The 18,536-nt window shown below is 63.0% G+C and carries 21 protein-coding genes and 1 pseudogene; 12 read left to right on the top strand and 10 right to left on the bottom strand.

Features of this window, described 5'->3' with window-relative positions; genetic code table 11:
- Positions 1 to 75: 75 nt before the first annotated feature.
- On the top strand, positions 76 to 798 hold the full coding sequence (locus tag AB7M25_RS12060) for a MotA/TolQ/ExbB proton channel family protein (RefSeq protein WP_429390032.1): 723 nt from the start codon (positions 76 to 78) through the stop codon (positions 796 to 798).
- A gap of 1 nt (position 799) precedes the next feature.
- Positions 800 to 1,201, top strand: coding sequence for an ExbD/TolR family protein (locus tag AB7M25_RS12055; protein ID WP_103395705.1), 402 nt, complete (start codon positions 800 to 802; stop codon positions 1,199 to 1,201).
- 96 nt (positions 1,202 to 1,297) lie between these two features.
- On the opposite strand, the gene hpaC is transcribed toward AB7M25_RS12055, so the two are convergent.
- On the bottom strand, positions 1,298 to 1,810 hold the full coding sequence (hpaC, locus tag AB7M25_RS12050) for a 4-hydroxyphenylacetate 3-monooxygenase, reductase component (protein WP_007978142.1): 513 nt from the start codon (positions 1,808 to 1,810) through the stop codon (positions 1,298 to 1,300).
- Positions 1,811 to 2,069: 259 nt separating this feature from the next.
- Here hpaC and AB7M25_RS12045 point away from each other — a divergent pair, with 259 nt between their 5' ends.
- On the top strand, positions 2,070 to 2,699 hold the full coding sequence (locus AB7M25_RS12045) for a response regulator transcription factor (RefSeq protein WP_007978139.1): 630 nt from the start codon (positions 2,070 to 2,072) through the stop codon (positions 2,697 to 2,699).
- Between the two features lie 144 nt (positions 2,700 to 2,843).
- On the opposite strand, the gene feaR is transcribed toward AB7M25_RS12045, so the two are convergent.
- The 9 genes from feaR to AB7M25_RS12000 all read right to left on the bottom strand — a co-directional run bounded on the left by feaR (position 2,844) and on the right by AB7M25_RS12000 (position 11,084).
- Complete coding sequence (gene feaR / locus AB7M25_RS12040; RefSeq protein WP_454237341.1) at positions 2,844 to 3,761, bottom strand: transcriptional regulator FeaR; 918 nt, start codon at positions 3,759 to 3,761, stop codon at positions 2,844 to 2,846.
- 152 nt (positions 3,762 to 3,913) lie between these two features.
- Positions 3,914 to 4,864 carry a PDR/VanB family oxidoreductase gene (locus tag AB7M25_RS12035; RefSeq protein WP_454237340.1) on the bottom strand — a complete coding sequence of 317 codons (951 nt, stop codon included), beginning with the start codon at positions 4,862 to 4,864 and terminating at the stop codon, positions 3,914 to 3,916.
- A 495-nt stretch (positions 4,865 to 5,359) separates the two neighbouring features.
- Positions 5,360 to 6,100 carry an SDR family NAD(P)-dependent oxidoreductase gene (locus AB7M25_RS12030; RefSeq protein WP_102675694.1) on the bottom strand — a complete coding sequence of 247 codons (741 nt, stop codon included), beginning with the start codon at positions 6,098 to 6,100 and terminating at the stop codon, positions 5,360 to 5,362.
- A 10-nt stretch (positions 6,101 to 6,110) separates the two neighbouring features.
- On the bottom strand, positions 6,111 to 6,611 hold the full coding sequence (locus AB7M25_RS12025) for an aromatic-ring-hydroxylating dioxygenase subunit beta (protein WP_429389991.1): 501 nt from the start codon (positions 6,609 to 6,611) through the stop codon (positions 6,111 to 6,113).
- Positions 6,608 to 7,891: an aromatic ring-hydroxylating oxygenase subunit alpha gene (locus tag AB7M25_RS12020; RefSeq protein ID WP_429389993.1), complete on the bottom strand. Its 1,284-nt coding sequence runs from the start codon at positions 7,889 to 7,891 to the stop codon at positions 6,608 to 6,610. Before AB7M25_RS12020 ends, AB7M25_RS12025 begins: the two co-directional genes overlap by 4 nt.
- Positions 7,892 to 7,914: 23 nt before the next feature.
- Positions 7,915 to 9,039, bottom strand: a complete 1,125-nt coding sequence (locus AB7M25_RS12015; RefSeq protein ID WP_429519455.1) for an amidase — start codon at positions 9,037 to 9,039, stop codon at positions 7,915 to 7,917.
- Entirely contained in the window at positions 9,036 to 9,521 is a 486-nt protein-coding gene (locus AB7M25_RS12010; RefSeq protein WP_429519457.1) for a nuclear transport factor 2 family protein, read from the bottom strand. Before AB7M25_RS12010 ends, AB7M25_RS12015 begins: the two co-directional genes overlap by 4 nt.
- 3 nt (positions 9,522 to 9,524) lie before the next feature.
- Positions 9,525 to 9,896: a hypothetical protein gene (locus tag AB7M25_RS12005; RefSeq protein WP_008002590.1), complete on the bottom strand. Its 372-nt coding sequence runs from the start codon at positions 9,894 to 9,896 to the stop codon at positions 9,525 to 9,527.
- A gap of 30 nt (positions 9,897 to 9,926) precedes the next feature.
- Positions 9,927 to 11,084, bottom strand: coding sequence for an acyl-CoA dehydrogenase family protein (locus AB7M25_RS12000; protein ID WP_454237339.1), 1,158 nt, complete (start codon positions 11,082 to 11,084; stop codon positions 9,927 to 9,929).
- Between the two features lie 69 nt (positions 11,085 to 11,153).
- Between AB7M25_RS12000 and AB7M25_RS11995 the strand changes: the two are divergent.
- The 9 genes and pseudogenes from AB7M25_RS11995 to AB7M25_RS11955 form a co-directional block, all read left to right on the top strand.
- A pseudogene (locus tag AB7M25_RS11995) lies at positions 11,154 to 11,231 on the top strand (outer membrane lipoprotein carrier protein LolA); the annotation flags it as partial.
- Between the two features lie 187 nt (positions 11,232 to 11,418).
- Positions 11,419 to 12,891 (top strand): sensor histidine kinase, encoded by a 1,473-nt coding sequence (locus tag AB7M25_RS11990; RefSeq protein WP_429519460.1) that lies wholly within the window; start codon positions 11,419 to 11,421, stop codon positions 12,889 to 12,891.
- 395 nt (positions 12,892 to 13,286) lie between these two features.
- Entirely contained in the window at positions 13,287 to 14,435 is a 1,149-nt protein-coding gene (locus AB7M25_RS11985) for an amine dehydrogenase large subunit (protein WP_429519461.1), read from the top strand.
- An 11-nt stretch (positions 14,436 to 14,446) separates the two neighbouring features.
- Entirely contained in the window at positions 14,447 to 14,986 is a 540-nt protein-coding gene (locus AB7M25_RS11980) for a MauE/DoxX family redox-associated membrane protein (protein ID WP_454237338.1), read from the top strand.
- A gap of 5 nt (positions 14,987 to 14,991) precedes the next feature.
- Positions 14,992 to 15,612, top strand: a complete 621-nt coding sequence (gene mauD, locus AB7M25_RS11975) for a methylamine dehydrogenase accessory protein MauD (protein ID WP_454237337.1) — start codon at positions 14,992 to 14,994, stop codon at positions 15,610 to 15,612.
- A gap of 18 nt (positions 15,613 to 15,630) precedes the next feature.
- The gene (locus AB7M25_RS11970; protein WP_007978110.1) at positions 15,631 to 16,152 is read left to right on the top strand and encodes a methylamine dehydrogenase light chain; all 522 of its coding nucleotides are present in this window, start codon (positions 15,631 to 15,633) and stop codon (positions 16,150 to 16,152) included.
- A gap of 228 nt (positions 16,153 to 16,380) precedes the next feature.
- Complete coding sequence (locus AB7M25_RS11965; protein WP_429519465.1) at positions 16,381 to 16,932, top strand: cytochrome C; 552 nt, start codon at positions 16,381 to 16,383, stop codon at positions 16,930 to 16,932.
- A gap of 51 nt (positions 16,933 to 16,983) precedes the next feature.
- Positions 16,984 to 17,196 carry a DUF4287 domain-containing protein gene (locus tag AB7M25_RS11960; protein WP_007978105.1) on the top strand — a complete coding sequence of 71 codons (213 nt, stop codon included), beginning with the start codon at positions 16,984 to 16,986 and terminating at the stop codon, positions 17,194 to 17,196.
- A gap of 14 nt (positions 17,197 to 17,210) precedes the next feature.
- Positions 17,211 to 17,882: a class I SAM-dependent methyltransferase gene (locus AB7M25_RS11955; RefSeq protein ID WP_454237336.1), complete on the top strand. Its 672-nt coding sequence runs from the start codon at positions 17,211 to 17,213 to the stop codon at positions 17,880 to 17,882.
- The last annotated feature ends 654 nt before the right edge of the window (positions 17,883 to 18,536 follow it).

Here is an 18,536-nt window from a genome sequence, read left to right as displayed (position 1 = left end):
CTCGAGACCCCGCGGGCTACCTGACAAAAGGCGCATCGCTACAACCGATCTACTGCCTTGTTGGAGCACCCGACCATGAATCTACTCACCTCCCCCTTCGAATCCATCGAACACGCCGTCATCTGGCTGTTGATCGTCTTCTCCGTCGCCACCTGGGGTCTGGCCTTGCTCAAGGGCTTGCAGTTCACCCGGCTCAAGGCGCAGGACCGCAAATTCCACAAGCAATTCTGGGCCGCTTCGAGCCTTGAATCGGCCGCCGATTTCGCCCACAACCTGCCTGGCGCTGCCGCCCGCGTCGCGCTGGCCGGTTACCACGCGATCCAGACCGGTGACAGTCAGAACGCCGACCTCAGCCAGTCGATCAATCATCAGGACCGCCTTGAGCGCGCCTTGCGCCAGCAGATCGTGCGTGAACGGCGCTCGCTGGAAACAGGGCTGGCAATCCTCGCCAGTATCGGCAGCACCTCGCCCTTCATCGGCCTCTTCGGCACCGTTTGGGGGATCATGTCCGCGTTGAAAGGGATCAGTGCGGCAGGCTCGGCAAGCCTGGAAACCGTGGCGGGCCCCATCGGCGCCGCACTGGTCGCCACTGGCGTCGGTATTGCGGTCGCCGTGCCGGCGGTGCTGGTCTACAACTATTTCCTGCGCCGCCTGAAGCTGACGGCGGCAGACCTGGATGACTTCGCGCACGACTTCTACAGCCTGGCACAGAAACACGCGTTCCGTGTGCTGCTGAGCCCGGTCGCGGGCAAGTCCGGCGCCCACACCGCCGGGCAGAAAATCAAGGAGGCGTCCTGATATGGCCTTCTCGACACAGGACAACGATGAAGTACTCAGCGAGATCAACGTGACGCCCCTGGTGGACGTGATGCTGGTGCTGCTGGTGGTGTTCATCGTCACCGCGCCACTGCTGACCAATGCGATTCCGATCAACTTGCCCAAGACCGAAGCCGTGGCGCCGGTTGAGCAGAAAGACCCGCTGGTGGTGAGCATCGACGGCGCCGGCAAGCTGTTCATCAACAAGGATGAAATCCAGCCGGACTTGCTGGAATTCAACTTGCAGGCGGCAAAGGCCAAGGACCCGGAAGTCCGCGTGCAATTGCAGGCCGATGACGGCGTGAACTACGGTGAAGTGGCGCGGGCGATGGCGTCCATTGAGCGGGCGGGGATTACCAAACTGTCGGTGATCACCGCGAGGTAAACCGCGCACGGTCACTGCAGGCGCCCGGCTTGCCGGCGAGAGCGGTCTACAGGGCCTCATCGCTGGCAAGCCAGCTCCTACAGGTATGGGTGGCGTTCAGCAATGGGCGCCGGCATGTTCCAGGCGATGGAACAAGCGGTTGAAATACACCAGGCTGTCGCGTGGTTCGCGCACGCCGACCTTCGTCAGCTCCACGAACATCACCGAGTGCGAGCCCACTTCCTTGCACTCGCTGATGCGCCCTTCCAGCTGCACCAGGGCATCGCGCAGTACCGGCACGTCGGCCGCGCCGTCGTCCCACAGGTCCCAGGCGAAGCGCTCGGCCATCGGCACCTTCGTCATGCCGGCGAAGTGTCGGGCCAGTTCTTCCTGTTCACCACACAGCACGTTGACGCACAGGTGGCCGTTGGTGCGGAACACGTCGTGGGTGGCGCTGTTTCGGTTGACGCACACCAGCACGGTGGGCGGCGAGTCGGTCACCGAGCACACGGCGCTGGCCGTGATGCCGCAGCGCCCGCCGGGGCCGTTGGTGGTGATGATGTTCACCGCCGCAGGCAGCTGCGCCATGGCGTTGCGAAAGTCGATTTGCTGCTGGCTCAGGTCGGCCATGTCGATGCCCCTTTCTTCAGGAGGACCGCCATCTTGCGGCCCGTAGGTGATGGAACAAGACTAAGGCTGCGGGCGCGGCACAACCATTCTGACGATCCCCATGGCGGGGTTGGGTTTCCGCTAGTCGACTAGGTGGTTTCTTTATCGCAAGGGCCGGCCACAGTGGGTATTCTGCTTACTGGCTCCTGAAAGACGAGCCGATGCGTGCCGCGCGTTCGCGTGCGAAAACAATAATTAGAAAACTTTCGTGGCAGCCCCGATGGAAACCCGCAAACCGATTGTTTATATCGTTGACGACGACAAGGACCTGCGCACTTCGCTGGCCTGGTTGCTGGAGTCGGTCAGCGTGCAGGCGCAGTGCTTTGCCGGCGCCGAAGAGTTCCTCAGCCAGTACGACCCCAGACAGCCCGCCTGCCTGGTGCTTGACGTGCGCATGCCGGAGACCAGCGGTTTCCAGTTGCAGGAAATCCTCAACCAGCGCGGCAGCACCCTGCCGACCATCTTCGTCTCGGCCCATGGCGACATTCCGATGTCGGTCACGGCGATGAAGAACGGCGCGTTGGACTTCGTCGAGAAGCCCTACAACCCGCAACAGATGATCGACCGCATCCAGGCCGCGCTGAAGACCGCCGTGCACGCCCAGGCCGATCAGCAACAGCGTCAGAACCTGCAGGGCAAACTGGCACTGCTGACCAGCCGTGAACGGGAAGTGTTGATGCTGGTGATCGATGGCAAGGCCAGCAAGGTGATCGCGCGGGAGCTGAACATCAGCGTGAAGACCGTTGATGTGCACCGCACCAAGATCAAGGAAAAGATGGGCGTGACCAGCATCGCCATGCTGGTGCGCGAGGTGCTGCATTTGCCGGTGGACGAGCCGGTGCGGCATTGATCATCCGGTATTTACCGTCAGGCCCCCATCGCCGGCAAGCCGGCTCCTACAATGATCTTCATTGCACATAACATCCGTGTACGACAAAAAATCCCTGTAGGAACCGGCTTGCCGGCGATGGGGCCAGCCCATTCAACATCGAAATCAGCAGCTGTAGCGCTTGCGATAAGCCCCCGGCGAAACACCAAAACGCGATTTGAAGGCCGACGAGAAGTAGCTCGAATCCGAGAAGCCCCAGGCATAACACAGCGCCGACAGCTTCTGCTCGACATCGGCGCGGCGCAGGTTTTGCGCGCAGAAGTCCAGGCGACGATGCTTGATGTACTGCGCCACCACCAGCCCGCGCTTGGAGAACATCCGATACAGGCCGCGCACGGATATCCCGACTTCACGGGCGATCAGCTCGGGGCACAGTTCCTCGTCGCTGAGGTGCGCATCAATGAACGCGATGATCTTGCGGAACTGCCGCTCATGGGGATCGGCCGCGCTGTCCCGGGCGCTGATACCCGGCAGCAACAAACTGGCCAGGGCATCGAGCACGGCCTCGCTTTCCTGCATGTCCAGCCCTTCCTGCTGGCGAGTCTCCAGCACCAGCCTGTTGGCCATCGCCGCCAGGGGGTTGCTGGCCGCGATGCGCGTGGCGCAGTTGACGGCATTGAAGTGCGAACCCCGCTCGACCACCTGGCGCGGAAGAATCAGCGACAGCTGTCGGCAATCGTCATGGTAGGTCATGTCGCTCGGACGGCTGGCGTCGATCAGCGCGATGTCGCCACAACCCAGTTGCGCGCGGTTGTCGCCCTGCTCCAGCTGTGAACTGCCACGCATCTGGAACACTGCGTAGTAGTGGCCGTCGTTGCTGGTGCTGACGTCCTTGCTGGTGCGATACAAATGCACGTGCGCCATGTCGACCACACTGAGGTTGATTGCACCGCTGCGAAATTCCGCCAGTTCGCCGTAGAAATCAGTGTCCAGCGCCCGCGCGTCGAAACGCCCACAGGCCTGGTTCACCTGGCTCAACCAACTTTCGAACGCCTCGTTGCGCACCGTCGATGCTGTAATCATGTCCGCAAAGCCTCACGTTTTTGTTGTTATTTTTCGACCGCTTCACCGAGCGGTTCGTCAAAACCGTTGTTTCTGTAGCCATCGCCTCCCTCGACGGCCGCCGGGGGCCCATTCAACAGGCTCCGGCGCACGCTTTCCAGCCTTCCCGAGGCTTAAATGTCCAATACCAGACGAGCGGAAAGCGCCCGTGACACACAGGCGCAGATCTGCTTGTTGGACGCCTTTTCCTTGTTCGACAGGCAGTTGTCGCGGTGTTCCGGTACGCCGTCCAGCACCTCGACGATGCAGGTACCGCAAATGCCCTCACGGCATTCGGTGTCGATGTCGCAACCATGGGCCTGCAGCACGTCGACCAGACTGGCGTCGGCCGGCACGTGCAGCACCACGCCGGAACTGGCCAGCTCCACTTCGAAACCGCCGGCCGGGGCGCTGTTGGCCGCCGGGTCCGCCGTGAAGTGTTCTAGGTGAATGGCCTCATCCGGGCGACTGCGTGAAGCCACTGCCACCACGGTGTTCATGAAGGGTGCCGGGCCGCAGGTGTAGACATGCGCGGCGCTGCCGGCACGCTCCAGGCATGCGCTCAATGCGCCGTCCAGGTCCGCGGGCTCGACACCGTAGTGAAACTCCACGTGATCGGCAAAACGGGTCGCCAACAGCTCGGTAAACGCGGCGTACTGCGCCGAACGGGCGAAATAATGCAAGCGATACGGCTGGCCGCTTTCCGCCAGTTTGTAGGCCATGCTCAGCAGCGGCGTGACACCGATACCGGCGGCGAACAACAGGTGTTCACAGGCACTTTCATCGAGACGGAACAGGTTGCGCGGCGCGCCCATTTCCAGCTCCATGCCCTCCTCGACCTGCTCGTGCAACGCCAGCGAACCGCCGCGCGACTTCGCTTCTTTCTTCACCGCCACCAGGTACGCACGGCGATCCTGCGGCGGGCTGCACAGCGAATACTGGCGGGTCACCCCGGTCGGCCCGGTCAGGTCGACGTGGGCACCCGGCTCATAGGTGTCGAGCGGCTGGCCGTCACTGCGCACGAGGCGAAAGGAGCGGATATCCAGCGCTTCGTCGACGATCCTTTCGATCTTCACCTTCATCATTGCATCACCTGAATACTGTTGTTTTTGGAGGGGGCTTACTCACCCCTTGTAGGAGCTGGCTTGCCAGCGATGGCGGCCTTGAATATCGCGTCGCCAGTCCGGCCGTCATCGCCGGCAAGCCGGCTCCTACAAATCGGGATTGCTGTGCCAACGTCTAACCTTGTAGGAGCTGGCTTGCCAACGATCGCGGCCTTGAATATTGCGTCGCCAGTCCGGCCGTCATCGCCGGCAAGCCGGCTCCTACAAATCGGGATTGCTGTGCCAACGTCTAACCTTGTAGGAGCTGGCTTGCCAACGATCGCGGCCTTGAATATTGCGTCGCCAGTCCGGCCGTCATCGCCGGCAAGCCGGCTCCTACAAATCGGGATTGCTGTGCCAACGTCTAACCTTGTAGGAGCTGGCTTGCCAGCGATCGCGGCCTTGAATATTGCGTCGCCAGTCCGGCCGTCATCGCCGGCAAGCCGGCTCCTACAGGATTATTTTTCGGCCATGAAATCAGCGCATGAACAAGCCGCCGTTGATGTCCCAGCACGCACCCGTGACGGAGGCGGCGTTGTCGGCGATCAGCAGCAACACGCTGTCGGCGATGTACGACGGGTCGCCGAGGGTGCCGGCCGGGATCATTTTCAGGATCTGCTCCAGACGCTCAGGCGCCACGGTTTCGCGCACCACCGGCAAGTCCAGCGGACCTGGCGAGATGCTGTTGACCGTCACCCCTTGCGGCGCCAGTTCACGGGCGAAGACCTTGGTCAGGGTCGCCACGCCGCCCTTGGCCGCCGCGTAGTGCGCGCCGGTGGCGGTGCCGCCGTTCTGCCCGGCCAGCGACGCGATGTTGACGATGCGCCCAAAGCCACGCTCGGCAAAGTGCGCGCCGAACACCTGGCAGGCCACGAAGGTGCCGCGCAGGTTGATCGCCATCGACTCATCGAACTCTTCGGGCGTGATGTCCATCAGCGCCGCGACTTTCGACACGCCGGCGTTGTTCACCAGAATGTCGGTGCCGCCCCACTGCTCAACGAGCAGGTCGCGAGCACGCTGGAAGTCGGCCTTGCTGCGCACATCCAGCTCGATGGCCATGGCGCTGGCGCCGCTGCCATCGAGTTGCAAAGCCAGTTGCTGCACGCCGTCGAGGCGCACATCCGCCAGGGCCACGCGATAACCTGCCGCGTGCAGACGCCGGGCGATGCACTCGCCCAGCCCGCGCGAAGCACCCGTTACGAGGGCTACTCGACTCATGTGGGTGTCCTCACAAAAGGAAGCCGAGCGCGCTCAGGCTGTCGGTGGAGTTGATCAGGCGCACCACCTTGCGTTCCAGGGTCGGCACGCCGTCGGTGAAGCGGATGCGGTGGTTCAGCTCGGCCACGAATGGCGTATGCACACCGCGCTTGTAGGCGTACAGCAACTGCGCGGAATTGACTTCGACGATGTCACCGGCCGCTTCCACCAGACGGAAACGCGAGACGGTGCGAATGGTTTTCGCCGCGTCCACCGCCGACGGCGAGAAGCCGGCGCTCAGTCGTTCGATGCGCAGGGCACGCATGCGTGCATCGTCGTAGGCGTAGTTGAGGGTCGCTTCGAAATCCTCGGTGTCCGGGTCGATCGGCACGATGTACTTGCCTCTGTCGCTCCACAGGGTCGCCCATTCGGCATAGTGCTTGTGGTCGAGCAGTTCGGCTTCGCGCCAGATGAATTCAATGGCCTGGGCCAGGGGACCTGCAAAACCGTTCAGGGTGTCGTGATTGCTCATTGGCTCATCATCCTTTTCCACATGTCGTAGGCACCGCGCATGCCGCCTTCGTCGGTGGCGTGGCTGACCTTGTCGCCGTTTTCAGCGGTGATTTCGCGGTTCAGGCCGCGGTTGACCAGGATCGGCGCGTCGACGCCGGCATACGAGCCGCGCTGCACGCGGTCCCAGGCTTCGGCATCGTCAGGGCTGCCGAAACCGAACGGGCCCTGGAAGTGTTCGTGGATGCGCATGCGTTCGCGGTTGGCGATTTCCGGGCCGCCGTCCATGCCGAGGGCCACGTGACGGATCTCGGTTTCAGTGACCGACACCGGGCGCAGTACACGGAAGAACGACATCGACATCGCCACGTTGGGGAACAGGTTCAGGTTGAAACCGGCGCCGTGCAGCGAACGCACGATGCGACGGACCTGATCGGCCGGCAGGGTCTTCGACAGTTCTTCAGTGACGTGGGCGAAGCGTTCCTGCAACTGTTCGGTGCCGTCGTCGTGATCGAGGTCGACGTGCTCCGGCACCATCACCATCACGCTGTGGCCGTTGCCCAACGAGTGGGTCACGGCTTGTTCGTCGGTCATGAACGAGAGCATTTCCGAGGTTTCTTCATCCACCGACGACATGAACGACTTGTGCACGATCGGGAAGTGGTAACCGTCGGTGGTGTTTTCCAGCTGGATCTTCCAGTTGCCCTTGAAGCTGAACTTGTGTTCGCCCTGGGTCTTGATCGGGTAGCCGGCGCCCTGCTTCATGAACAGGTCCATCCAGTGTCTGGCGCCGCCGAGGAAGTCTTCCAGCGGTTCGACCTCGTCGTTGTAGCTGGCGAAGACCATGCCGGCGTAGCTTTCGACGCGCAGGCTGGTCAGCGGCAGTTCGGACTTTTCCAGGATGCCTTCGTAACCGTCCGGATACGGCAGCGCCCGCAGCTTGCCGTCCAGGCCATAGGACCAGCTGTGGTACGGGCAGGTGAAACCGGTGGCGTTGCCCTTGTGCTTCTCGCACACGGTGGCGCCACGGTGCCGGCAACGGTTTTCCAGCACGTTGATGGTGTTCTTCTTGTCGCGCACGACGATCACCGGGCGACGGCCGATGGTGGCGGTCTTGAAGTCACCGCTGTTGCGCACCTCGCTTTCGTGGGCCACCCACACCCAGGTGCGGTAGAAAATCTTTTCCAGCTCGGCTTCGAACAGCGCCGGATCGTTATACAGCGAGACGTCGACGCGGTCGTGACTGACCAGGTCTTCGGGGCTTTTCGACGTTGCGATCAGCCGGTATTCATGAGTGCTCATGCGGTTCTCCTCATGGCTTTTTTTCAGATTTGGGTTGTAGAGGCTTGAAGTTGCGCACCAAAGGCGCAGACCAGCTCGTCCTGGCCTTTACGGCCGACGATTTGCAGGCCGACTTTCAATCCGCCGCAATCGAGCTCCACCGGCACCGTCAGCGCCGGGTGGCCGCTGAGGTTGAATGGCCGTACCAGCGGGGTCATGCCGGCCACGGCCTTGCTGCCGGCGCGGGCTTCGCTGAGGGTTGGCGGCAAGGTCGGCAGCGTCGGCAACAGCAACACGGCAAAGTCTTCCAGCGCCGCATCCACCTGTTGCGTAAAACGCCTGCGCACGGTTTCAGCCTCTGCGAGCTCTTCACGCGTAGTACGGCTGGCCGCCAACAGGCGTGTCTCGACATCGGCGCCGATCAGGCCTTTGCCGGTCAGGTGGCCGAACGCCGCCCAGTTTTCAAAATTGATCACGGTCAGGCCGGCGGCGAACGCGGCTTCGAATTCGCTCAGGTGCAGGTGGCTGCGACGCCAGCCGGCACGGTCGGCCGCGGCACCGAGACTGGCTTGCAGATGCGCGTCACAGGCCACGTCGACGAAGCCGACTTTCGCGCCGTCTGCGGGTAGTCTCTGCACGCCAAAACCTGGGCAAATCACCTGCATGGCGGCGATCAGATCGTCCATGGATCTGGCGAACGGCCCGACGCAATCGAGGCTGGATTCCAGCGGATGGGCACCGATGCGGCTGACACGGCCATAGGTCGGCTTCAACCCGGCAATGCCGCAGCACGCCGCCGGCACCCGCACCGAACCGCCGGTGTCGGTGCCGATGGCGATATCTGCCAGGCCAGCGGCGACCGCCGAAGCCGAGCCGCTGGAGGAACCGCCCGGCACCCGGTCCGGCGCCTGTGGGTTCACCGGTGTGCCGGTCCAGTCGTTGATGCCGGTGACGCCGAAGGCCAGTTCATGCAGGTTGGTCTTGCCGACGATCTGCCAGCCGGCGTCGAGGATCGCGTCGACCACTTCGGCGTTTTTCGTGGCAGCGGGTGCATCGGCGAAGGCACGGCTGCCCGAACGGGTCGGGTGACCGGCGATGTCGATGGAGTCCTTGATGGCGACGCGCTTGCCGTTGCCACCGAGGAGGAATTCGCTGATGAAAGTACTCATGTGCCCGCTCCCAAGGTGAAGAGCTCCGTGTTGAACAGCCGTTGCGTGCGGAAATGGGCGATCAGCCAGGTGCCGTCGACGCAGCGGAAATCGATGTTCAGCCGCGTGCCGAACAGCTCGTTGCGGCCATCGGCGTAGGTGGAAATCTGCTGCATGATCCACTGCCCCTGCGCCCGATCACCGTCGACCACGATCGACTCGCTGGTGAGGTAATGCAGGTTCAAGCGAAAGTGCTCCGACGGCGGCAGGTAACCGCCGACAAACGCGGCCACGGCATCACGCCCACGGTGCTGACCAAAGGTCTGCGCGGTCTGGCTGCCGATGCCTTCCCAGATCGCATCGATGCAGAACAGCTCAGCCAATTCGCTGACATGGGTAAGCGCCCTCGGCACATCGCACAGGTCCATGTAGCGCGCCATCAAGCGGCGCACCGCGCTTTCCCCTTCGAGCGTCTGAAGACGCTGCAGCAAGGCCTCGTTCATGGCTTACACCCTGGCCGCGTCAGGGATGGTCAGCGGGCGACCGATGCGCGCTTCGACCCTGGCGTAGCGCCACAGGCTGTACTCGCCCACCGGCGTGGTGCGGAACAGGTTGCAGGCGTCGATCACCGACTGGTGGCAGTCGACGTCGGCCATGATGTAGACGGTCCAGGGCGAGGTGGTCGACGGGCCGACCATCAGGCGGTCGTCGTCCATGGCGCCGAGCACGGTGATGCCGGGCATGGCGCCGAGGGAGCCCATCATCTGGCTGAAGCCCTTCCACACGCTCAAGCCTTCGCCGGTGGGCAGGTCGAAAAAGTTCTGGGTGATGCCGATGCAGAAGACGACGCGCAACGGTTCCTGGGTAGCTTGGGACATGCTGTTGATCCTTGAAAAAGTAATGAAAAATCAGATGTAGCCCGGGAACGGCGGCACGCCGAGGAGCACCGAGCCGGCGCCGTCGTACAGCCCTTCGCTGAGGAAGGCGTGCTGGGTCACCACCATCGAATCGCGCAGGTAGCGTTGCAGTGGATGACGCAGGTAAATGGCGGTGGTCCCGGCCAGGCTGTAGGCGCTCTGCACCACCTCGGCACCCGCCTGGGAGACATGGATCGCCGACAGGCGCAGCAGGCTGGTCTGCTCCGGCGTGACCGGGTTGCCGGCCAGGATCGAGTTCCACACCTGTTCGGTGGCGTTGTAGAAGAAACCCCGCGCGGCCATCAGCTTGGCTTCGGCCCTGGCGATCTCGATGCGCACGTAAGCGCGGTCGGCCATTTTCGGCGCACCGGTAATGCCGCCGGCGCCGGCCATGCGGCTGATTTCATCCAGCGCTGCACGGGCCAAGCCAAGGTTGACCACCGCCAGCACTTGCGCGGCGTAGGCGATCGACGGGTAGCGGAACAGTGGTTCGTCGATGGTTGCAGCCCCGCCACGGATGAAGGTCCAGCGCTCCTCGACGAATTTGTCGGTGACGCGCAGGTCATGGCTGCCGGTGCCCTTGAGGCCGACCACATCCCAGTTCTCGACGATCTCGACCTGACTGGCCGGGAACACCGCCGTGCGCGGTTTGCCGCCCGCCGCACTGGCGCCGATGCCGACCCCCAGCAGGTCAGCGCCTTTGCTGCCGCTGGCGAACTTCCAAGTGCCGTTGACCTGCCAGCCGCCTTCCACCGCCTCGGCTGGCTGCAACGGGAACAACCCGCCGGCGAACACCAGGTCCGGGCTCTGGGCGTAGATTTCAGCCAGGGTTTGCGGCGGCAAGGCCGCCAGGTAGACACCGGCGCTGCCAAAGCTGGCGACCCAGCCCGCCGAGCCGTCGGCTTCGGAGATGCGCTCGATCATGTGCAGGAACAGCGCCGGCGCCAGGGCGTCGCCGCCGTAGCATTTCGGCGTGGCGGCGCGATAGATGCCCAGCTGCTTGAAGCGCTCGATCATGTCCCGAGGCACGTGGGAGCCGGCGTCGAATTCCTCGCGGCGTTGGCGAACCTCATCCAGCACCTGCTCAAATAGCTGACTCTCGACCATTGGCACGACCGGGCCGGACACAGGGTCTTGTTGCCGCAGCATGGGCTAGTTCTCCGTTTTGATTATTGTTAGAGGGCTACACCGCTCCTTGTAGGAGCGAGCTTGCTCGCGATGGTCGTCAACGATGACGCTGGAAACCTGGCACCCCGTGGCGCTCTCAGGTTCATCGCGAGCAAGCTCGCTCCTACAAGGGTCGGGTCGTTGCCCTTGCATTGGGGTCCAGTGTAAAAACCGCATCCGCCCGCAACTATTGGGGCGTGCAGCCTCCTCGCTAAAGAAAACCCCTAGGTCCACGCCGGTTACCTCTGAGCGCATCGCGCTGTGCGAGCAGGTATAAAACGCCATACTGCAAACCTCTACCGCCAAGGGCCGTGCGATGTACCTGCCAAAACCGAACGACTTTTTTGCGCTGATCGAAGCCATGCCGCTGTGCATCATTCTTCATGACGCGCACACCAAGGAGATTCTCTGGGCTAACGCCGCTGCCCTGGCGGCGCTGGGTTTTACCCTGGAGGAACTGACGCCGCTCAAGGCCCCGGACATGACCCGCGATGCGCCGAAGTACCGACGTTCGGTAGGCTTGCGCTGGCTCGAAGGCGCCGCGCGCACCGGGCAGCGCGCCATCGAGTGGTGTTATCGCTCCAAGCAAGGGGTGGAGATTCTGTCCGAGGCGGTGGCGACCCTGGTGCACCTGGACGGTCGCGATGTGCTGATGGTGCAGTTCCGCGACATCTCCAAAGAGGACAAGGTCAAGCGCGACCTCAAGCGGTTCGAGAGCCGGCTCAAGGCCTTCATGCAGGACCTGGCCGAAGGCGTGGCGGTGCTCGGCCCCGAGGGCGACATCCGCTTTATCAGCGACTCCGGCGCGCACTTGCTCAACAGCGAAGTGCACCAACTGATGGGTGAGAACTTCCTGGCCTGGTGCGACGACGCATCCAGCCAGCGCCTGCTGCAACAATTTGCCCATGAAACGCCGGAGCACGCGCCGTTCAACGTGCATTACAAGGTGCAGCGCCGGGATGGCGAATGGCGCTGGCATGACGCGACCTGCCGCTACATCGAGATCGAGGATGATCTGGTCGGCCATCTGCTGCTGTTCCGCGACGTCACCGAACAGGTCCAGGCCGAGGAAGCGCGGCGGGTCAGCGAGCAGAAGCTCGAGTACCTGGCGCGCTACAACGCCATGGGCGAAATGGCCGTGGCCATCGCCCACGAACTGAGCCAACCCTTGGCCGCCACCCGCAACTTCATTGAAGGTGCGGTGATTCGCCTGGGCAACGCAGGGGAAACCGATCAGGGCGTCGCCTGGGGTTTGCAAAACGCGGTACGGCAAATCGAGCATGCCTCGGTGATCATCAAGAGCGTGCGCGATTACGTGGTCAAGCTGGAGCAGACCGAAGAACTGATCGACCTTAATGAGCTGCTGCGCGAAACCCGCTACTTCATCAGCCTGCGCGCCGACCCAAGCCGGGTGCGCGTGGAAATCATCGCCTCGCCCGAACCGCTGATGGTGAGTTGCGAGAAGGTGCTGATCGGCCAGGTGATCCTCAACCTGGCCTTCAACGCCATCGAAGAAATGGCCGACCTGCCCGCCGAACGCCGCGTGTTGCGTATCCAGGCCAGCCGCGACAACGAGGTGGCGCTGGTGCGGATCGAAGACTGCGGCCGTGGCATCCAGGCCCAGGCGCAAGAGAAGCTGTTCGACGGTTTTTTCTCCTCCAAGGTCAGCGGCAACGGCATTGGCCTGGCGCTGTGCAAGAACATCATCGGCCGCCACCGGGGCGACATCTGGGCGCAAAACCTGGCGCCGTGCGGCGCGGTGTTCAGCTTTTCCCTTCCCCTCGCCTGACCAGCACAACTCCTGTGGTCTGACATACACAAACCCTGTGGCCTTACACAAACCCTGTGGCGAGGGGGCTTGTCGGAACGCCGCATCGCCCCGTTCGGTGGCGAAGCCGCCGCAAAACCTGCTGGCGTGGTGTGACTGGAAAATACTGGGGCCGCTTCGCGACCCAACGGGGGCAAGCCCCCTCGCCACAAGTGCAGCGTCGCCCTCCCCCTCTCAGACCATTCAACCCCCTGCTTTATCACCTTGTGCAGCCAGTTTCATGACACTGGCACAGACACACAAACACTTGGCAGGCAGGGCAATTCTCCTGATCGCAGGGCACGGCAGAATCAAAGGGTAAAAATCTGCCAAAGCACCCGCGATCCGCGTTACCAACAATTCAGGAAGTTCCCCTTATGCGAACAAACAGGATCTCCGTACAGTCAGCGCTTGGCCTGAGCCTGCTTGTACTCGGTTTGAACAGTGCCCGCGCGGACTTGCCCGCCGGTACGATTGGCCAGACCGTTCTGGCGTTTCCACCCGAAGCTCACCGCGCGTTTGTCATCGACGTCGAGTTCGACAGTTTCGTCGCTGGCCGTGTGACTGTGGTCGACCCGGACCAGAAGCGCATCCTCGGCATGGTGCCGACCGGTTTTGCCGCGCCGTCGACCCTCAGCCATGACAAGAAGACCCTCTACAGTGCCGACATCTGGTATTCGCGCGGCACCCGCGGTACCCGTACCGATGTGCTGACAGCGTGGGACAGTTCGACCCTGTCGCCAGCCTGGGAAGTGCTGATCCCGAACAAGCGTGCCGAATCGCTGACCCAGCGTTACGCGCTCAAGCCGAGCGGCGACGACAAGTTCGTCTACGTCTACAACTTCACGCCGTCGACCTCGGTAACCGTGGTCGATACCCAGGCCAAGGCCGTTGCCACGGAAATCGCCATTCCCGGTTGCGTGCTCAACTACCCGATCGGCAACCGCCGCTTCGCCTCGCTGTGCGGCGACGGCAGCCTGCAAGTGGTGACCCTCAACGATCAGGGCCAGGAAACTGCGCGCAGCCGCACGCCGTTCTTTGATCCGAACGCGGAAAAACTGGTGGAGCGCGCGGTCAACGTCGGCGACACCTACTACTTCACCACCACGACCGGCACCGTGCGTCCGGTGGATTTCGCCGGTGACGCGCCGAAGATCCTGCCGTCCTGGTCGCTGGTTAGCGACGAAGAAAAGAAGGCCGGTTGGGCACCGGGTGGTTGGCAGTTGATGGCCGTGGCACCGAAGCTGGACCGCCTGTATGTGCTGATGCACGACGCCCACGAAGCCATGAAGTGGGAAGACCCGAGCCCGCTGATCTGGGCGTTCGACCTCAACACCCACAAAAAGGTAGCGATCCTGGAAGCCCCGGTTCCGGTGTGGAGCATGCAGGCCACCGGTGACGACAAGCCGCTGTTGCTCGGCACTGATGTGGAAGGCGGTTTGCAGATTTTCGATCTGAAGACCAACAAGCTCACCGGCAGCATGCCGAAAGTCGCGAAGACCGCGACTCAGGTCCTGAGCTACTAAGAGGTTCGGCCATGCACACAGATCCGATCTTCATCATTGCCAGCGCCATCGCCATCGCGGTGTTGCTGGCCAGCGCCGCGACCCACAAGTTGCGTGCGCCGGCCCGCTTCGCCCGGCAACTGGCGGACTACCAACTGCTGCCCCAGGCGCTGGTGCGCCCGACGGCACGACTGGTGCCGCTGCTGGAACTGGCCATCGCCTTTGCCCTGCTGGTACCGATCAGCCGTGGTTACGCCGCGGTGAGCGCCGCCAGCCTGTTGGCCCTGTACGCCGCCGCCATCGGCATCAACCTGTGGCGCGGTCGCGCGGACATCGATTGCGGTTGCGCCGGTCCCGACCAGGCACAACCGCTACGCCCGGCGCTGCTGGCGCGCAACAGTGCACTGGTGCTGCTTGCGCTGGTGGCCAGCGTGGCGCCGGTGGCCCGCGACCTCAACCTGTTCGATGGCTTCGTGACCCTGGCCGCCGCCCCGGTCGCGTTGCTTATCTACGCCGCCGCCGATGGCTTGCTGGCGAACTCCCCTCTTCTGCTCAAATTGATTGGTAGGTAATCGAAATGGAAGGCTTGATTGTTTCCAACGTTCTGCTCTGGGTGCTGCTGGTGGCCGTGGCGTTTGTCGTCATGGGCCTGGTGCGGCAGATTGGTGTGCTGCACGGGCGTCTGGCCCCGGCCGGCGCGCTGATGGTCGACAAAGGTGTGGCGGTCAATGAACCCGCACCACAGATCACTGCCAGCGATCGTCACGGTCGCCCGGTGAACTTCGGCTATGCCGGTGAAAAATCGCAATTGCTGTTCTTCCTCTCGCCGACCTGCCCGATCTGCAAGTCGCTGCTGCCGGCGATCAAATCCATCGCCAAGGAACAAGCGGGCAGCCTGGACGTGGTGTTCGTCAGCGATGGCGACATGGACGCCCAGCACGCGCTGATCCGTGAACACAAACTCGAAGACGCCACCTACGTGGTCGGCCCGCAAGTGGGCATGACCTACCAGATCGGCAAGCTGCCGTACGCCGCGCTGATCGACAAGGCCGGCACCCTGCGCGCCAAGGGCCTGGTCAACTCTCGCGAGCACCTGGACAGCCTGTTCGAAGTCGAGCACCTCAAGCACGCCACGCTGCAGCAGTACCTCAATGCCCAATCCCACACCCACGACCACAGCCACGGCCATAGCCACTGATAAGGCAGGGAGACGTTTATGAAACTGCTGGATCTGTTGTTCGAGCGCTCGACCCGCCGTGTGGCCGACACCACCTCGCGCCGTAAACTGCTGTCGCGCATGGGCTCGCTGATGGTGGCCGGTGCCGCCCTGCCCTTGCTGCTGCCGCTGGACCGTACCAGCAAGGCCCTGGCCGCGGAGCCGGCGCAGGCTGGCGATCCGGGTGATCCGAACAGTTGCGACTATTGGCGCTACTGCTCCATCGACGGCTTTCTGTGCAGTTGCTGCGGTGGTTCGGTGACCTCCTGCCCACCAGGCACCGAGGCCTCGCAAGTGACCTGGATCGGCACCTGCCGCAACCCGGCCGATGGCAAGGACTACATCATTTCGTACAACGACTGCTGCGGTAAGCAAAGCTGCGCCCAGTGCGCCTGTACCCGTAACGACAGTGAAGAACCGGCTTACCGCCCGTTCAACAACAACGACGTGAACTGGTGCCTGGCCGCCAAGTCGCACATCTACCACTGCACCGTTTCGGTGATCCGCGGCGTCGCCGTCTAAACGCGCACTTTGCGCCGGTTGCTCGCGCAACCGGCGATTTTTTTCTGTGGCTGCTGTTCTTTTTTTACTGCTTTTTTTTGTGTGTGTACCTGTAGGAGCGAGCTTGCTCGCGAAGAACGTCAACGATAACGCGGGCTATCTGGTTTAACGCGGCGCTCTTGAGTTCTTCGCGAGCGAGCTCGCTCCTACATACAGGTGCCAAACCGGTCATCAGCGGAGGTTTGTTTTATGCGTAGGTTGATCTTGCTCGGAGTCGTCTTTGCCCTGAGCGCCCCGCTCGCGTTCGCCCGGGCTATTCCCGACCCGGCGCAGGGCCATGCACCGGGCAACGAAGAGGTTCAAAAACCGATTGCCCAGGCCGGGTACGGCGTCGGCGTCAACTATCAGCTGCAATGCGCCGGTTGCCACCTGGGCGACGGTACGGGTTCCGCCGTCAATGACACGCCACGGATGAAAGGCTTTGTCGGCAACTTCCTGAAGGTACCGGGCGGCCGCGAATTCCTCGTGCGGGTGCCGGGCATGTCGCAGTCGGCGCTGAACAACGCGCAACTGGCGGACTTGCTCAACTGGCTGATGCGTAAAGACGGCATGGCGGGCGAAAGCCTGCCGGCCGACTATCAGCCTTACACTGCCGAAGAAGTCACGGCGCTGCGTGCCCAGACCATGCTCAACCTGCCCGGCACCCGCAGCGAGTTGATCAAGGCCATGCGCGCCCGGGGCATCGCGATCGATGACGGGATGACCGCTGGAACGATGGACTCGCCGACGGCAAATCAGTAACGTAACCGGTGCGGCTTTCGAACCCACAAAAGCGAAAAGGGAGTTTGCATCGTGACCGAAGAGACAAAACCCAAAGGACCGGCTTCGTACTTCCCGTCAATCGAGAAGAAGTATGGGCAGCCGATCAGCCATTGGCTGGACCTGCTTAAAACCCTCAGCGACAAGAAACACATGGAGCTGGTGGCCTGGCTCAAGACCGAACACGGCATGGGTCATGGCCACGCCAACGCGTTGGTTGCCTATCATTTGGCAACGGCCACCTAGCGCCGGACAACGCCATGCCCGCCCCCGAATCCACCCTCCTCGACAGCTGGCACCACAATGCCCGGGCCTGGATCGACGCCATCCGCACGGGCACCATCGAAAGCCGTCTGAAGGTCACCGACCAGGCCATCCTGCTGGCGGTGCTGGGGCGCCAGCCCGAGCGTGTGCTCGACCTGGGTTGCGGCGAAGGCTGGCTGTTGCGTGCGCTGACGGACCGGGCCATCGAGGCGGTCGGGGTGGATGGCGATGCGACGCTGGTGGCGGCGGCGCGGGCGGCGGGCGCTGCCCCGGTGCATCTGGCGAGCTATGAACAGTTGGCAGAGGCAGCCGTCGACATCGGTCGCGACTACAACCTGATCTGCGCCAACTTCGCCCTGCTGCATCAGGACATCATCCCCCTGCTCGGCGCCATGAACAGCCTGCTCGCCCCTGGCGGCGCGCTGGTGATCCAGACGCTGCACCCGTGGGCCGTTGCCGCGGGCGACTATCAGGATGGCTGGCGGGAAGAGACTTTTGCCGGGTTCAAGGGCCAGTGGCAGCCCATGCCGTGGTACTTCCGTACCCTGTCCAGTTGGCTCAATGCGCTGGATATGGCGGGTTTTGTACTGGCCGGCTTGCAGGAACCGCAGCACCCGCAAAGCCCTGTGCCGCAGTCGTTGCTGCTGGTGGCCGAGCCAAGGCTGTAGGAGCGCGGCACCGCGCCCCCTGTGGGAGCGGGCTTGCTCGCGAAGGCGTCGGCACAGCCAACATCATCAGCGATTGATCGACCGCTTTCGCGGGCAAGCCCGCTCCCACAAGGTTCTTCAGTGTTCACAAAACCTGTGGGAGCTGGCTTGCCAGCGAAGGCGTCGGCACGGCCAACATCATCAGCGATTGATCGACCGCCTTCGCGGGCAAGCCCGCTCCCACAAGGTTTTTCAGTGTTCACAAAACCTGTGGGAGCTGGCTTGCCAGCGAAGGCGTCGGCACGGCCAACATCATCAGCGATTGATCGACCGCCTTCGCGGGCAAGCCCGCTCCCACAAGGTTTTTCAGTGTTCACAAAACCTGTGGGAGCTGGCTTGCCAGCGAAGGCGTCGGCACGGCCAACATCATCAGCGATTGATCTACCGCCTTCGCGGGCAAGCCCGCTCCCACAAGGTTCTTCAGTGTTCACAAAACTTGTGGGAGCTGGCTTGCCAACGAAGGCGTCGGCACAGCCAACATCATCCGCGATTGGTCTACCGCCTTCGCGGGCAAGCCCGCTCCCACAAGGTTCTTCAGTGTTCACAAAACCTGTGGGAGCTGGCTTGCCAGCGAAGGCGTCGGCACGGCCAACATCATCCGCGATTGATCGACCG

The organism is Pseudomonas sp. AP3_22 TE3818, from assembly GCF_053628995.1.
This window is presented reverse-complemented; position numbering and strand designations above follow the sequence as displayed.